Source organism: Vibrio sp. R15-SG3-ISO1B (assembly GCF_059833835.1).
Map to the genome: position 1 here is coordinate 52,292 of NZ_JCBDGG010000005.1, position 16,398 is coordinate 68,689.

Genomic DNA, 16,398 nt, shown 5'->3' on the forward strand with positions numbered 1-16,398 from the left:
CCGCTCATCGAGCGGCTTTTTTTGTGTCCGCTTTTTAATACAAATGAATATAAATTGTTATAAACTCTGGCGAAATACCATGGCTTTGCGTAATCTGTAAGCTACAACTATTCAACTAAGTCACTTTAATAGAGGAAAGAGAGTATGGCAGAAGAATCAACAGGGATTGAAACGCCAATCATTGACAGCTTGTCTCACGCCGAATCTTGGCTAAATAACAATTCAGATTTACTGATTCAGTATGGTGTGAACATCATTTCTGCGATCGCTATACTGTTTATTGGTAACATCATTGTTAAAAGCATTGCTAACAGCATCTCTAAAGTTTTAGAGAAGAAGCAGATGGATAAAGCGGTCGTCGACTTTATTCATGGTCTGGTTCGCTACCTACTCTTTGTGATTGTTTTGATTGCCGCGCTTGGCCGAATTGGTGTTCAAACGGCGTCTGTGGTTGCGGTTATCGGTGCGGCCGGTCTTGCGGTTGGTTTAGCGTTGCAAGGCTCGCTGTCTAACTTCGCAGCGGGTGTGTTGATTGTCGCGTTTCGTCCTTTCAAATCCGGTGATTATGTTGAGATTGCCGGTGTGGCAGGCAGCGTTGATTCCATCCAAATCTTCCAAACGGTGCTGAAAACGCCTGACAACAAAATGGTCGTGGTGCCAAACGCTGGCGTTATCGGCGGTGCGATCACCAACTACTCTCGTCATGAAACGCGACGTGTTGATCTCGTGATTGGCGTTTCCTACAAGGCAGATCTTAAGCAGACTAAGCAAGTGATCCGTGAAACGTTGGAAAAAGATCCGCGTATCTTGAAAAATCCAGATATCACGATTGGTGTTCTCGCTTTGGCGGATTCTTCGGTGAACTTTGTGGTTCGTCCTTGGGTGAAAACGGCGGACTACTGGGGGGTTTACTTCGACGCCATGCAAAACATTAAAGAAGCGTTGGATGCGGCGGGTATTGAGATTCCATTCCCACAAATGGACGTGCATCTCAACAAAGTCGACTAATACGATTGAACGACGTAAAGCGAAAAGCGAGGCCCTTGAGCCTCGCTTTGTTTTATCCACTCATCCCCAGCCTTGCAGCAAGTGCTTGGCGAGCATGCCCGCGATGACCCACATCATGGTACCGACCAGAAAATCAATCACTTGTTTTACTCTAGGTTTGGATAAGGTGGGCGCCAATTTAGCGGCGCCAATCGACAGCCCGTAAAACCACACAAAGGACGCCAAGATAGTACCGATGGCGAAAGAGAGTCGCTCCTGACCTTCGAATTGGCCGCCGATGGATCCCAAAATAACCACGGTATCGAGATAAAGGTGCGGATTGAATACGGTGACGGCGAGCGCGCCTAAAATGACCGCTTTACGACCGCGCGATAGCTCACTGCTTTGTAGCCCTTCGCTGTGGGAGGCCAGCGCACTTTTCAGAGAAAGAAACCCATAGTAGCCGAGAAACAGAATGCCGCCGATGGTCACTAAAGTCAGCAAGGTCTCATTTTGTGACAGAATCGCCCCGCCGCCAAAAATACCGACAGAGATAAACAGCATGTCGAGAAAGCTGCAGATCGTCGCCGTAGTCAGGTGGTGTTGACGTTTGATGCCTTGATTCAGTACGTAAGCATTTTGCGCGCCAATGGGGATAATCATACTGGCCCCTAAGCCAAACCCTTGCAGCATTAACCAGAAACTCACGATAACCTCTCTTTTTGTTCATGATAGGCGCCCACAATAATCAGAATTAAGATATAAATACAATTAATGATTTTAATTGATTATTAGTAATGCTTATGAGGATGGTGCGATGAAAGGGCTGGATTATCGTTGGATTGAAGCGCTGGATAGCGTGATCAAAACCGGTGGCTTTGATAAAGCGGCCAATGCGCTGTATGTCACCCAGTCTGCGGTTTCACAGCGAATCAAACAACTTGAGCGATTCGTGGCGCAGCCCGTCTTGGTTCGTGACCAGCCACCAAGGCCTACTCCCCTTGGTCAAAAGCTGCTCGGTTTCTATCAGCGCATTCAATTGCTGGAACAAGAGTTGATTCCGGAAATTAGCAATCAGCAGCCTTTGCAAATCCGTCAGATCTCGATTGCGACCAACGCCGATAGTTTGGCCACCTGGCTACTACCGGCGTTGAGCCCGGTACTGAAAAAGCACCCGCTCGAGATGAGGTTTGAAGTCGATAGAGAGGGCCGTACACTAAATAAACTCAAGCAAGGTGAGGTGGTGGGGGCGATCAGTATGGCAAGCCAAGCTCTCAGTGGTTGCGTGGCCCGCTATTTGGGTCGGATGGATTACATTTGCGTGGCCACGCCGCAGTTTCGCGAGCGTTTTTTTCCAAAAGGATTGACCAAAGAGGCGCTCTCGATAGCCCCTGCGGTCTCGTTTGATCAACACGATCCATTGCATCGAGATTTTCTCAAACAGCATGACATTGATATTGATCGAGGGATCAACCACTGGGTCTCGAGCTCTGAGGCGTTCGTCAATATGGCGCTTAATCATTGCGCTTACTGTTTGATTCCCACCATACAGATCGAAAAGGAGCTTGAGCAGGGCACTTTGGTCGATTTGCTTCCCGGGTTTTGTCTCTCCTTTGAGATGTATTGGCACCACTGGCAACTCGAAACAGGCCTGATGAAAGAAGTCAGCGAAGCGATTCTCAGTTATGCGCAGCAGCATCTGATCCAGCCGAGTCGTTAATTCTTTGTCAGTTTTCTCTTGTCTCACTTGGTGAAGAAATCAACGTTTTCTATTATGTATGAAATACCTAACATACGGATCGCTTTATGACCAACCCAACTCGAATGTCTGCTGTGCGCGTTCAATGTCGCTGGCTCGTTTTGCTGGCATGTGTGGCCAGCGCGCCGAGCTTTGCCGAGATAGATTTTCCCCACCTCAGTACCACAGGCTATGGTGAGGTCACCGCTGAGCCTGATATGGCGAAATTTACGGTGACCGTGGTCGAATCGATGCTCACCGCAGAGCAGGCAAAACAAGCCGTCGACCAAGTGGTGAGTGACTTTCTCAAAGCGTTAGGGCGAGAAGAAGTCCCGAGCGAGCAGATTCAGAGCTCTAATCTCTATCTCTCACCTCAATATCAGTATCCTAAGAATGGGGCTCCTGAGTTGGTCGGCTATCGTGCGACTCGTACCATTCAAGTCACGGTCAATGAACTGGAAAAGCTCAATGATTATCTTGACCTGGCGCTGAGTGTGGGCATCAACCAAGTGAGCAATATTGAGTTGAAAGTAAAAGAGGCCGCACGTTACCAAGATCAAGCGCGTCAAGCGGCGATCCGTGATGCCAATCAGAAAGCGCACGCGTTGTCTGAAGGGTTTGGTAAAACGCTCAAAGGCGTGTGGCGAATCGATTATCGCAGTCAGCAAAACCAACCGGTATTGATGCGTACCATGAGTATGGACGCGAAAAGAGAGTCAGTGGGCTACCAAGACTCATCGATCATCATTCGTGATAGCGTGGATGTTATTTATCAGATTGATTGATTTCTTACTAAAAGCCTTTATTTTTTAAAGGGAAAAATAGCGAGGGGTCGAATGTGTCATCGCTCGCTCTTTAATCGACTTTCGTATTAATGCTATACTTCCTCCTCATTTTTTTAAGAGCATAGCTAGTGATGAAAAGCCGCAGTAACTTTTGGTATCTAATACTAGTTATGTTAGTGCTCATATTGATAGTGATGACTTACTATCATAGCCGATACCAAGAAGTAAAAACGGCGGCAATGAACACCATCATCACTCAAGCTTCACATCAATTGACCTACAGCGAACGCGAGTATCTGAATGTTCGCAATCAGTTTGTTTCTGTCGTCAATTTGTTATCGCACAGTCGTAATCTTTATGACTATATTGCCGAGCCAACGGACGAGCATAAAACCATTGTCGAGCAGTCTTGGGCCTCGGTGACTGACAGCCAGCTGTGGTATACCCAAGTCCGCTATCTGGATCGTCAAGGCAAAGAGCAGATCCGCGTGAACTTCCTCGATGGCAAAAGTGTGGTCGTGAGTGAGGAGAACCTGCAAAATAAATCGCAGCGCGACTACTTTGATTACGCTCAAACTCTGGCAAAAAATGAGATAGGGACTTGGGGCGTCGATTTGGAAATCGAGCGTGGTGAGGTGGTGTATCCCTATCGTCCTAGCCTGCGTTTGTTGACACCGATATACATTGATGAGGTGAAGACGGGGTACCTTATTCTTAATGTCGATGTGGAAGCGTTGGCATCGAGACTCAACTATGCCCCCGATGGCCTGCTGAGGCCCAAATTGGCTAATGACGGTGGTTACTTCTTAGTCAGCGATAATCAACAAGAGCGTTTTGGCCATGTGATTGAAGAGCGTAAGCACTTCAGTTTGCCTCAATTGTATCCTCAAGCTTGGGTCAAAATGCAGGTGAAAGAGTCCGGCTCAGTGATGGAGAACGGCGAGCTACTCGTGTTTGAGAAGTTGTACCTTTCCCCGCGCCATGAGATGTACTTGGTGATCCATTTAAGCCAGCAGCAGCTCAATGATCTCACGGGTCGAGAGTTATTGGAGCTGTTTCAAGAGGCGCTGCTCGCGACGCTACTGGTGATCGCAGTGATCGTGCCTGGCGGCGTATTGATCTTCTATTATCGTAAACGCAGTATTGAGAGCCAACTGGCGAGAGCGGCGCTCAGTGGGATGTCGGCGGTGATCATCACCGACCGCTGGTATCGAGCAATTTTAGTCAATGATGAGTTCAATAAGCTTACGGGACTAAGCCAACAAGAGGTGGTGAATCGGAATGTGTTCAAGATCTTGCTGGGGGAAAAGCAGATCGAAGCCTCAATGCACATTTTTGAACAACTCTCTAAGCATCAGTTTTGGGAAGGAGAGGTGAGACTCAACAGTTCGCCGCTCGATTATGACGTCACTGTGATTGCACGTGTTCAGAGCGTATTATCGAAAACGGGCAACGTCAGTTATTACATCACCTCTCTCGTGGATATTTCTGATCGCGTTGCCCTTGAAGAGCGCCTCAGGGTGCTGAGCGAAATTGATGAGTTAACCCAGCTTTGGAATCGACGCAAGTTTGATGCAGAGCTAAGAAAGAGTGCCAAGCTAGTGGAGCGCTACGGAGAGAGCAACACCACCTGCCTTGCCTTGATTGATATTGATTACTTTAAGCGAATCAATGATGAGCAAGGGCACGACCAGGGGGATCGCGTGATTCAGCGTGTAGGCAATCTGATTAAAGAGCGCTTACGCGATACTGATTTTGTGGCGCGAATTGGCGGCGAGGAGTTTGCAGTGATCATGCCTCACACGCCGCTTGAAGAAGCAGAGCGCGCGCTCGATAGGTTGAGAGTAGCGACGGCGAATCAACTGGATATTCCGGTCACGATCAGTGTGGGGGTTACGGATATGACTCACGATTACACTCGCTGTTATAAATGCGCGGATATCGCACTGTATGAATCAAAAACCTTAGGGCGCAACCGCGTCTCTACTTGTCGCAGCAGCGACGACATCGCATAACGAACTCTTTCGTCTTAAAGAAGGTCTCATCTTAAAGTACGTCGCGTCTTCATTGAGCACGTCAGTGCCTAAGTTAGTCCCACCAATTTTCTTTCTATTTACACTCTCTTTGTTCACTGCTCTATGCGTCTCTGTGATTGCAGGCAAAAGAAAAGGGAGCCGAAGCTCCCTTTATTCATGTTACTGAGTTGAACGATTATAGAACGTGAACTGACGCTGTGTTGGTTGTGCCAGAAGCAACAAGTGCACCTGATACCATTACAACGATGTCGCCTTTGTTACCAAGGCCAGACTCAAGTGCCAACTCTTTACCTTTGATGTAGAAAGAGTCAGTGCTGTCGATTGAGTCAACCAATACTGGACGAACGCCTTTAGTCAGAACAAGTTGAGCGGCTGTCTTCTTGTTAGTCGTTAGCGCTAGGATGTTTGCTGTTGGGAAGTACTTACGTACTGAACGAGCAGACTTACCGCCTTCTGTTGCAACAACGATAAGAGGAGCCGCTAGCTTCTCAGCAGTGTCTACAGCGCCTTTACATACCGCTTCAGTGATGCGTAGACGTGGGCTGTCTAGGCGTGAACCTAGTTCCGCTTTTAGTGCAGAATCCGTGCGGTTAGCGATTTGAGCCATGATAGTTACCGCTTCTACAGGATACTTACCTTTCGCTGTTTCGCCAGAAAGCATCACTGCATCTGTACCGTCCATGATAGCGTTCGCTACGTCACCCGCTTCTGCGCGTGTTGGACGAGGGTTCTTGATCATAGAATCCAGCATTTGAGTCGCTGTGATAACCACTTTACGTGCACGGTTACATTTCTCGATCATCATCTTCTGAGCGAAGATCACTTCTTCTGCTGGGATTTCAACACCTAGGTCACCACGAGCAACCATGATACCGTCAGAAAGCTCTAGGATTTCGTCGAAGTTATCCACACCTTCTTGGTTTTCGATCTTAGAGATGATGTGGATGTTTTCGCCGCCGTTTGCGTCTAGAAGTTCACGGATTTCTTTCACGTCTGCTGCTTTACGAATGAAAGAAGCGGCAACGAAATCAACGCCTTGCTCACAACCAAATTTAAGGTCGTTTTTGTCTTTTTCAGATAGAGCTGGAAGTTGAACAGAGACACCAGGAAGGTTAACACCTTTGTTTTCACCTAGTGCGCCGTTGTTTAGAACTTTACACTTCACTTCAGTTTCTGTTGTTGCGATCACTTCCATCTCGATAAGACCATCATCGACTAGGATAGTGTTGCCAACGTTTAGGTCAGCAGCGAAACCTGCGTAAGTGACCGCAACGGTGTTTTTGTTACCAACAACAGAAGTGTCTGTTGTGAATGTGAATTCTTGACCCGCTTCTAGATCAACGTCATCGCCGTTTTCTAGTTTGATCGTACGGATTTCAGGACCTTTAGTATCCAGAAGAATCGCAAGCTGCTTACCCGTGTTTGCCATGACTTCACGGAAGTTCGTGATACGAGTGCCGTGTTCTGCGTAGTCACCGTGAGAGAAGTTAAGACGCATTACGTTCATGCCTGCGTTTACAAGCTCAGTCAGTTTCTCTACAGATTCAGTTTTAGGGCCAATCGTACATACGATTTTGGTCTTTTTCATGGAAGATACTCTCCGGTCAATAATAGTTACAATTTGAAAGTCATGGATCATGTCGAAGTCGAGCGTTTTCTCGGGCTAAATGAGACGTCGCTCATAGAGAAAAACGTACTTTCAAGGTCAACTTCGCTACTGAAAGTCTTTCATCAAATTTAGTCATTTTATGACTAAATTGATGGGAAAATTCGCCGCAAATTTGTGACTAACCTAGGATATCAGCGGTTAGTTGCAAAAAAATAACAGTCAATTCTGTAATTTTTTTTCTTTTCGGTGGCGAATTCTACCACTGATTGACTCAAGGATCACTGTTTAAGAATTGTCTTAGGACAAGGTTTTGCCGCAATTTTTTTATTTTTTGGTTCAAAATAAATGGACGAAAATGTTTCGTTTTGATTATAATTTGTTTTGATTTGAAACTTTGATTTTTGGTAGTCATGTCGAAACGAAACACTCAATTAAGAAGACACTCTATTTCCCATCTCGTTAACGAGAAAGGAGAGGTCAGTGTTGAAGAGCTTTCTCAGCGCTTTGAGACCTCTGAAGTCACGATTAGAAAGGATCTGGCTTCTTTAGAGAAAAATGGTCAGCTGCTTCGCCGCTACGGCGGGGCGATCGCGCTACCGAAAGAAGTGGTCAGCGATGAATTGAGTGAAAATGTTTCGATTCGCAAGAATGAGCTAGCGAAAGCCGCCGCCACCTTAATCCGTGAACACAACCGCATTGTCATCGACAGTGGTAGCACGACGGGCGCATTGATTCGTCAACTGGATGGCATGCGTGGTTTGGTGGTGATGACGAACTCGCTCAATGTCGCTAATGCGCTTAACGAATTAGAGAGTGAACCTACTTTACTAATGACGGGCGGCACTTGGGATGCACATTCCGAGTCGTTTCAAGGGCAGGTGGCAGAGTCGGTACTGCGTTCCTACGACTTTGACCAGCTGTTTATCGGTGCTGACGGCGTCGATTTGGCGCGTGGCACCACCACGTTCAATGAGCTTGTGGGTCTTAGCAAGGTGATGGCGGAAGTCTCACGCGAAGTGATTGTGATGGTCGAGTCCGAGAAAATTGGCCGTAAAATCCCAAACTTAGAGCTCGCCTGGGACAGTATTGACGTATTGATTACCAACAGCGATTTGCCGCCGGAGTACCAACAACAGATTGAGTCTCACGGCGTCACCGTAATTTGTGCCTAAACTTAAGTGTGAGTCTAGGCATCTCGTTTTAACCATATTATCGGCGCACGAACCGAATTGGCCACTTGGCGATATACGCCAGTGTTTTTTGCTTGCTGCTTATTCGGCTGACGCCTAAATCAAACAACCCTAGCAAAAGGGAAGGGAGTAGAACCTATGTGTGGAATCGTTGGTGCAGTGGCACAGCGTGATGTGGCGGAAATTTTAGTGGAAGGTCTCCGCCGTCTTGAATACCGCGGCTATGACTCAGCAGGTGTGGCGGTGGTCGACAGTGACAATAACCTCACTCGCGTACGTCGTCTCGGTAAGGTGCAAGAGTTGGCCGACGCTGTTGAGCAAGCGAACGTGCTTGGTGGCACTGGCATCGCACACACACGCTGGGCAACGCACGGTGAGCCGTCAGAAGTGAACGCGCACCCACACATGTCTGGTGATATCGCCGTCGTCCACAACGGGATCATCGAAAACCACGAAGCGTTGCGCGAGCTGCTTCAATCTCGTGGTTACGTGTTTGAATCACAAACTGACACCGAAGTGATTGCACACTTGGTTGAGTGGGAACGTCGCACCTCAGACACATTACTTGAAGCGCTGCAAAAAACCGCCAAGCAACTGGAAGGCGCTTACGGCACGGTAGCCGTGGATCGCAAAGATCCCTCTCGCATTGTGGTTGCCCGTTCGGGGAGCCCAATTGTGATTGGTTTTGGCGTCGGTGAAAACTTCCTTGCGTCTGACCAACTTGCGCTGCTGAGCGTGACGCGTCGCTTTATGTATCTAGAAGAGGGCGATGTTGCTGAGGTGACTCGTCGCTCGGTCACCGTCTTTGATGCCAACGGCGAAGCAGTTGAGCGTGAAGTGATTGAGTCCAACGCTGAGCACGATGCCGGCGATAAAGGCAAGTACCGTCACTTTATGCAAAAAGAGATTTTTGAGCAGCCGACGGCGCTGATCAACACGATGGAAGGTCGTATTTCCGACAAAGCCGTCATCACCAATGCGATTGGCGTGAATGCAGAAGAGATCCTGAGCAAAGTCGAGCACGTGCAGATTATCGCGTGTGGTACCTCTTACAACTCAGGCATGGCAGCGCGTTACTGGTTTGAATCCATTGCCGGCGTGAGCTGTGATGTGGAAATCGCGTCTGAATTCCGTTACCGCGATTTCGTGGTTCGCCCAAGCAGCTTGTTGGTGACGCTATCTCAATCTGGTGAAACGGCGGATACCCTAGCCGCGCTGCGTTTGGCTAAAGAGAAAGGCTACATGGCGGCGATGACCATCTGTAACGTCGCGGGCTCCTCACTGGTGCGTGAGTCTGACTTTGCCTTTATGACGCGTGCAGGCACAGAGATCGGTGTGGCCTCGACCAAAGCGTTTACGACCCAGCTTGCTGCGATGCTGATGATGGTGGTGTCCATTGGTCGCTTGCAAGGCCGCGTTAATGAAACGCGCGAAGCAGAGATTGTAAAAGCGCTCCATGAGCTACCCAGTGCGATTGAAAAAGCGCTCGCCTTTGACAAAGAGATCGAAGCGCTGGCTCCAGATTTTGCCGATAAGCACCACACCTTGTTCCTTGGCCGCGGCGAGTACTACCCAATCGCGATGGAAGCGTCGCTCAAGCTCAAAGAGATCTCTTACATTCACGCAGAGGCCTACGCCGCGGGTGAACTGAAACATGGCCCTCTAGCATTGATTGATGCGGACATGCCTGTTGTCGTGATCGCGCCGAGCAACGATCTGCTTGAGAAGCTGAAGTCTAACGTTGAAGAAGTGCGCGCCCGTGGCGGCCTGCTGTACGTCTTCGCCGATGCTGACGCTGGGTTTGAAGGCGATGAGAACATGAAGATCATCAAGATGCCGCACGTCAACGAAGTGACTGCACCTATCTTCTACACCGTTCCAATGCAGCTGCTGTCTTACCACGTTGCGCTGATCAAAGGCACCGACGTCGACCAACCTCGCAACCTAGCGAAAGCGGTAACGGTGGAATAACAGCCAAAAAAAGCCTAGCATCTCGCTAGGCCTTTTAGTATCTGCTTGATTACCAGCGGTAATTGGCGTTTATCACCACTGAACGTGATTGGCCGTAGTAGCAGTAAGTGTCACAGCCTGCAACGTACTCTTTGTCCAAAATATTGTTGATATTTAATTGGGTCTGCCATTGAGCGTTGATGTCATAGCTTACAGCAATATCCCATAGCGTTGCGCTATCAACCGTAGCATCGCTATACGTTGCGAAAGGAGAGACAGCAGATTCGCCGATATAACGTACGCCAGATCCAAGGTTCAGACCGTTGATGCCAGCATAGCTCGCATCATAATCTAGCCAAAGAGTAGCTTGTTGCTCGGGAATCAATGGTGCTTGATAGTTATCACCGCTGTTTCGTTCATCTGTAATTTCAGTATCTGTATAGGTGTAAGCAGCAGATACCTTAGTACTTTCAGTTACGTATCCAACAACTTCTAGCTCTATACCTGTTGACGTTTGTTCTCCCGTCTGCGTTTGAGTCGGACTATCGAATGAGCCAGACAAGGCATTTTTATTGACGATATCGAACAATGCTACGTTGATAAAACCATCAAGGAAATGAGGCTCGTACTTTAGTCCTAGTTCCCATTGTTCCGACTCACGAGGTTCATAGAGTTTACCTGTCTGCCAGTCAATCGAACTAAGAGCTTCAAAACCTTGAGCAAAGCTTACATAAGGAGACACACCGTTGTCAGCTTTGTACATCAAACCAGCATTGAAGCTAACTTTGCCTTCTTTTAAGCGTTCATCTTCATTGGTGCTGGGCCCCACACCTGTATTACTTACATCAAACCAATCGTATCGAGCTCCCGCTGATGCAAGCCAGCGTTCTAGATAGGATAATTGGTACTGAGCGTAGATACTCAACTGGGTTTTATCGATGTTTCTATGAATGTTGTTAGCGGTATCGATAGGAGTAAAACCTGCATCTCCCGGCGCCCATGGATTGATGCTGTCAGTTGACGGCTCTTGCTCTTGTGAGTCTACATTGTGATATTGAACCTCAAAGCCAGTGAGTAACTGGTGCTCAGTATTATCTTGATACCAAGTACCAACGGCATTATTGTCTAGTGTAATGCTTTGGTTAACACCATCTTCATAGACAATTCCACGGCTGTATTGATCGTTTGCATCACCAAATGGCCAAATATAGGTGCTGTGTAAGTTTAGTTTGTTGTATCCATAGTTGAACTTTTGCGCAAGTGCCCATGTTTGGTTTAAATCATGAGACAGTGCGTAACCAACAGAAATTTGTTCTCGTTTGTAAAAGTCATGATCTGGTGCACCTAGGTTGAGGCTTGGATCTAATTGCCCTTTATCCGAGTTGATTAGGGTTCCTTCCATAGGCATAAATGCATTGGTTGGGACACCGTCATCTTTCAGGTAGGTGGCAAAAAGTGTCAACATGGTTCTGTCTGAAATATCCAGTTCAAGACTGGGAGCGAGAAAGAAGCGCTCGTTTTCTGTGCCATCAAGTTGCCCATCAACGCTTTTCACCATGCCAACCAAGCGATAGCGAGCACTGCCATCTTCGTTGGCCAAATCTGAGATATCAAATGCGATCGATTGATGACTATTATTCCCTACCTCTACCTTTACTTCTCCCTTTGGTGTATAGGTTGGCTTTTTCTGAACAGCATTGACGACTCCTCCTGGAGAAGACTCGCCAAATAAAATCGCTGAAGGGCCTTTAACAACTTCAACACTCTCCAATCCGTAAGGTTCAAGTAGCCAAGTATAATAGCCATCACGATACAGGCGACTGCCATCTAAATAGCTCGCCGCTTCAAAACCGCGCACACGGAACCAATCCGTATCATTATCCGCACCATAAGGCTGAGCCGTTACACCTGACGTATAACGCAGCGCTTCATCAAGCTTTTGTGGGGCGCGAGTGCGTAGGTCATCTTCGGTGACAATCGACACACTGCGAGGCGTTTCTTGGGCAGGGGTGTCGACTTTGAGTGCTTGGGCTGTGACTGTGATGGTTTCCAGTTCCGAGGGGCTCTCTTGTGCAAAGACAGCGCTTGAACATACCACTGCAGCAGGCGCCAATCCCAACCAGATCGCTTTACGAACGGCGACTGAAAGAGGAGTTTGGTTATGCATGTCCTTTTCCTATAAATAAAAGCTAAATTAATAATGATATTTATTATTATTCGTATTGGTTTTATTTTACTGACTTTTTCATCAAAAGATAGTAAAACGTGCCCGACCCGAAACCCGAAACCCGAAAGTAGGAAGCATGTTCAATTGGTTTGAAAAATTAACGCAAGCGTTTCCCGAGCAAGAGCCGCAAATGCCGCCGAAGCATTTACTCGGCTTTTGTCGTCACTACACCCGAGGCTTTAAAGTGCCATTACTCTTGATGGCGATACTCAGTGCGTTGATTGCCTGGACGGAAGTGACGCTACTCAGTTACATGGGCGAACTGGTCGATATTCTCAGCACCCAAGATCGCGCGACGTTTTGGCAAGACCAAGGCGATCGGATGTGGACTATGGTGCTGCTGGTTGTGGTGGTGATGCCCGCGCTGGGGATTACCCACTCGATGATCATGCATCAAACCTTGCTAGGTAATTATCCGATGTCGATTCGTTGGCTGATTCACCGCTATTTGCTCAAGCAAGCGGTCGGCTTTTTCCAGCGAGATTTTGCTGGCCGAGTGGCAACCAAGGTGATGCAAAGTGCCCTGGCTGTACGTGAAACCGTGATGAAGCTGGTTGATGTACTGGTGTACATCTCGGTCTATTTCGTGGCGATGATCTGGATGATGGGCGAATCGGATCTGCTATTGATGCTGCCGATTGCGATTTGGTTGGCGATGTATATTCTCATCCAGCTGTTTTTTATCCCACGCTTGAAAAAGGTGGCGACTGACCAAGCCGATGCACGCTCAGTGATGACAGGACGAATTGTCGATACCTACACCAATATTTCAACCGTTAAGCTTTTCTCCCACTCCAAGCGTGAATTGGAGTATGCCAAAGGCAGCATGAAGCAGTTTTTGCTGACGGTATATCGCCAAATGCGCATGGTGACTTGCCTGCTATTGAGTGTTGATGCGATTAACTATCTGCTGCTCATCTCTATTGCCGCTTTGTCGGTCATGTTATGGCTTGAGGCGAGTGTCACCATCGGTGTAATTGCGGTGGCGATCAGCATTGCGCTGCGCGTACAAGGCATGTCGAAATGGATCATGTGGGAAGTAAGCGCGCTGTTTGAAAATATTGGTACCGTGGTCGATGGCATGAACACCATCTCCAATGATGTTGAAGTGCAAGATAAACCCAATGCACCCGCGTTGACGGTGACAAAAGGCGCCATCGAGTTCGACGCCGTGGACTTTGACTATACCGATGAGAAACCGGTGTTTGAGCAGCTTAACTTAGCCATTAAACCGGGTGAAAAAGTCGGGATTGTTGGCCGCTCTGGTGCAGGTAAGTCAAGCCTGGTTAACTTGCTGCTGCGTTTTTACGATTTGAAAGGCGGCGATATTCGCATTGATGGTCAAAACATCGCAGACGTAAGCCAAGAGTCGCTGCGCCAGCAGATCGGTATGATCACGCAAGACACCTCACTGCTGCACCGTTCGATCAAAGAGAACATCCTCTACGGTGATCCTGATGCCGACGACGCGGCGCTGATCGAGGCGGCGAAAAAAGCCCATGCGCACGACTTCATCTGTGGCCTCAAAGATGAGCAGGGGCATAGCGGCTATGATGTCGAAGTGGGCGAGCGCGGGGTGAAATTATCCGGTGGGCAACGTCAACGTATTGCCATTGCGCGTGTGTTACTCAAAAATGCGCCGATCTTGATTATGGATGAAGCGACGTCCGCGCTCGATTCTGAAGTGGAGTCGGCGATTCAAGAAAACTTGCAAGTGCTGATGGAAGGCAAAACCGTGATCGCGATTGCGCACCGTTTATCGACTATTGCTGCTATGGATCGCTTGATCGTGATGGATCAAGGCCGTGTGGTTGAACAAGGCAGTCACCAAGAGCTCCTCGCACAAGAAGGCATCTACGCCCAACTTTGGAAGCACCAAACCGGCGGCTTCTTAGGTTAATCTCTCCAACCTTCATCACTCAAAAAGGTTCAACGATAGCGCGCTATGGTTGAACCTTTTTTTAATTACTCATATTATAAGGAAATAAAATTGATAATTGTTATCATTTTGTTTTCTTCGCTTTAAGAAAGAGTAATGCTAGACCCCCATCAACACAGTGCACGTCTCGCGGCTTCGTCCCTGGTCGTCGGTTACGATACACCGATCGTCAACAACATCAGTCTTGAGATTCAACCCGGTAAACTGACGATTTTGGTCGGTTCGAATGGGTGTGGAAAATCGACGCTGCTCAAATGCTTAGCACGAGTACTGCCACCGATGTCTGGTCAGGTGCTGCTCAATGATGAGCCCATTCATCAACTCGGCGCGAAAGCGGTAGCAAAAACCTTAGCGCTTTTGCCACAAGGCCCGATTGCACCGGAAGGTCTCACTGTACGTGAGCTCGTTGCTCAGGGGCGCTATCCGCATCAAACCTTTTTCCAGCAGTGGAGTGAGCATGACGAGCAAATGGTGGATGAGGCAATGGCGATGGCCAAGGTCACAGATCTAGCCGATCGAGCGGTGACCGACCTGTCGGGTGGTCAGCGTCAACGTTGTTGGATTGCCATGGTGCTGGCGCAAGAAACCGACATTATTTTGCTGGATGAGCCGACCACCTATTTGGATCTCAAAGTTCAGGTCGACTTGCTGAGCTTATTGAGCCAATTGGCGCATCAACACCATCGCACCCTTGTTGTGGTGCTACATGAACTGAATCTTGCCGCTGCGTATGCCGATGAGCTCATCATGATGAAAGCGGGCACCATCTACGCCGCTGGCCATCCCGAGCAGGTCTTTACCGCCGACAACCTTAAGCAGGTGTTTGGTTTAAATGCCAATGTGATTCGCGATCCGCACACACAAACCTTGCAATGCGTACCCACAGAGACCGCCAGTGTTGCCCATGGGCAGACAAGGTCGGTGATGTCGGCGGTGATATGAGACGCTGTGCTTGGTTAAGTGGCGCCGGTCTTGGCGTGATGGCGATGATACTGCTGGGCTTTTTGCTTTGGCATTTATCCCTAGGGGCGCAACCTGTCGCGCTGACGGAGGTATGGTCCGCGTTGGTGGCGTACGATGACAATCAGTTCTCTCATTTGGTGGTGCGAGAGTTGCGCTTACCACGCGCCATCGTTGCTGCGTCAGTGGGTGCGAGTCTGGCTGTGGCGGGCGCCTTAATGCAAGGTGTAACGAGAAATCCGCTCGCCGACCCTAGCTTACTCGGCATGATGACGGGCGGCGCGTTGGCGGTGGTCTATTGGATAAGCTTTGCGCCTGTCGAGGGCATCGTATGGTTGCCATTGGTGGCGGCCGTGGGCTCGCTGATTGCCGCTGCGGTAGTCTGGACAATTGCCGCGCGAACGCCGAGCGGAGTGACGCCGCTGACGTTGACGCTGACCGGCTCGGCGTTTAGCGCGTTTACCGCAGCGCTCTTGTCGATTCATCATTTGATCGACCAGAAAACGTTTGAAACCTTGCGCGGCTGGCTGGTGGGCTCTCTGCTGGGGAGTCAGTTGGAGACATACTGGTGGTGCCTGCCTTGGATTCTATTTGGCTTAGTGGCTGCGATACTGCTGGCCCCTGCGGTGACGGCGATGTCGATGGGCGATCAGGTCGCGACGGGCCTTGGCATTGATATTCAAAAGCGCAAATGGCAGTTGCTGCTGTGCGTAGTGTCCTTGACGGCGGCCTCGGTCGCACTGGCAGGTCCGCTGGGTTTTGTCGGCTTGGTGATTCCGCATGTGGTCAAGCTGCTGGTGGGCAGTGATTATCGTTGGGTCGTGCCGTATTCGCTGCTGCTTGGCGGCGCCTACTTGTTGTTTGTTGACAGTTTGGCGCGCTGGTTGATTGCCCCGCAAGAGGTGGCGACTGGGCTGATGACGATTTTGCTCGGCGCACCGCTGTTTGTGTGGCTGGTTAAAACGAGGATTCGTTAA

Annotated in this window: 12 protein-coding genes; 9 read left to right on the forward strand and 3 right to left on the reverse strand. The window is 48.9% G+C overall.

The genetic code is table 11. From position 1 onward, the window contains the following. The first annotated feature begins 144 nt into the window (after positions 1-144). Positions 145-1,008, forward strand: a complete 864-nt coding sequence (mscS, locus tag AC6R0S_RS01490) for a small-conductance mechanosensitive channel MscS (protein WP_500627748.1) — start codon at positions 145-147, stop codon at positions 1,006-1,008. A gap of 60 nt (positions 1,009-1,068) precedes the next feature. Here the strand turns inward: mscS and AC6R0S_RS01495 are convergent, their stop codons facing one another. Next, complete coding sequence (locus tag AC6R0S_RS01495) at positions 1,069-1,695, reverse strand: LysE/ArgO family amino acid transporter (RefSeq protein WP_500627747.1); 627 nt, start codon at positions 1,693-1,695, stop codon at positions 1,069-1,071. A gap of 109 nt (positions 1,696-1,804) precedes the next feature. On the opposite strand from AC6R0S_RS01495, the gene AC6R0S_RS01500 reads away from it, so the two are divergent. The 3 genes from AC6R0S_RS01500 (at position 1,805) to AC6R0S_RS01510 (ending at position 5,525) form a co-directional block, all read left to right on the forward strand. Next, the gene (locus tag AC6R0S_RS01500) at positions 1,805-2,707 is read left to right on the forward strand and encodes a LysR family transcriptional regulator ArgP (protein ID WP_500637069.1); all 903 of its coding nucleotides are present in this window, start codon (positions 1,805-1,807) and stop codon (positions 2,705-2,707) included. 86 nt (positions 2,708-2,793) lie between these two features. Continuing rightward, on the forward strand, positions 2,794-3,510 hold the full coding sequence (locus tag AC6R0S_RS01505; RefSeq protein ID WP_500637070.1) for an oxidative stress defense protein: 717 nt from the start codon (positions 2,794-2,796) through the stop codon (positions 3,508-3,510). Positions 3,511-3,704: 194 nt separating this feature from the next. Continuing rightward, complete coding sequence (locus AC6R0S_RS01510; protein ID WP_500637071.1) at positions 3,705-5,525, forward strand: GGDEF domain-containing protein; 1,821 nt, start codon at positions 3,705-3,707, stop codon at positions 5,523-5,525. A gap of 196 nt (positions 5,526-5,721) precedes the next feature. Here AC6R0S_RS01510 and pykF read toward each other — a convergent pair whose 3' ends face one another. Continuing rightward, positions 5,722-7,134 (reverse strand): pyruvate kinase PykF, encoded by a 1,413-nt coding sequence (gene pykF, locus AC6R0S_RS01515; protein WP_334553540.1) that lies wholly within the window; start codon positions 7,132-7,134, stop codon positions 5,722-5,724. Between the two features lie 431 nt (positions 7,135-7,565). Here pykF and AC6R0S_RS01520 point away from each other — a divergent pair, with 431 nt between their 5' ends. Then, entirely contained in the window at positions 7,566-8,327 is a 762-nt protein-coding gene (locus tag AC6R0S_RS01520) for a DeoR/GlpR family DNA-binding transcription regulator (RefSeq protein WP_500632911.1), read from the forward strand. A 156-nt stretch (positions 8,328-8,483) separates the two neighbouring features. Next, complete coding sequence (gene glmS, locus AC6R0S_RS01525; RefSeq protein WP_500637072.1) at positions 8,484-10,316, forward strand: glutamine--fructose-6-phosphate transaminase (isomerizing); 1,833 nt, start codon at positions 8,484-8,486, stop codon at positions 10,314-10,316. A 49-nt stretch (positions 10,317-10,365) separates the two neighbouring features. Here the strand turns inward: glmS and AC6R0S_RS01530 are convergent, their stop codons facing one another. Beyond that, positions 10,366-12,462, reverse strand: coding sequence for a TonB-dependent siderophore receptor (locus AC6R0S_RS01530; protein WP_500637073.1), 2,097 nt, complete (start codon positions 12,460-12,462; stop codon positions 10,366-10,368). A gap of 136 nt (positions 12,463-12,598) precedes the next feature. On the opposite strand from AC6R0S_RS01530, the gene AC6R0S_RS01535 reads away from it, so the two are divergent. The 3 genes from AC6R0S_RS01535 to AC6R0S_RS01545 all read left to right on the forward strand — a co-directional run bounded on the left by AC6R0S_RS01535 (position 12,599) and on the right by AC6R0S_RS01545 (position 16,398). Continuing rightward, positions 12,599-14,422 (forward strand): ABC transporter ATP-binding protein, encoded by a 1,824-nt coding sequence (locus AC6R0S_RS01535; RefSeq protein ID WP_500637074.1) that lies wholly within the window; start codon positions 12,599-12,601, stop codon positions 14,420-14,422. Positions 14,423-14,557: 135 nt separating this feature from the next. Continuing rightward, positions 14,558-15,403 carry an ABC transporter ATP-binding protein gene (locus tag AC6R0S_RS01540; RefSeq protein WP_500637075.1) on the forward strand — a complete coding sequence of 282 codons (846 nt, stop codon included), beginning with the start codon at positions 14,558-14,560 and terminating at the stop codon, positions 15,401-15,403. After that, on the forward strand, positions 15,334-16,398 hold the full coding sequence (locus AC6R0S_RS01545; RefSeq protein ID WP_500631443.1) for a FecCD family ABC transporter permease: 1,065 nt from the start codon (positions 15,334-15,336) through the stop codon (positions 16,396-16,398). The genes AC6R0S_RS01540 and AC6R0S_RS01545 overlap by 70 nt, the downstream gene beginning before the upstream one ends.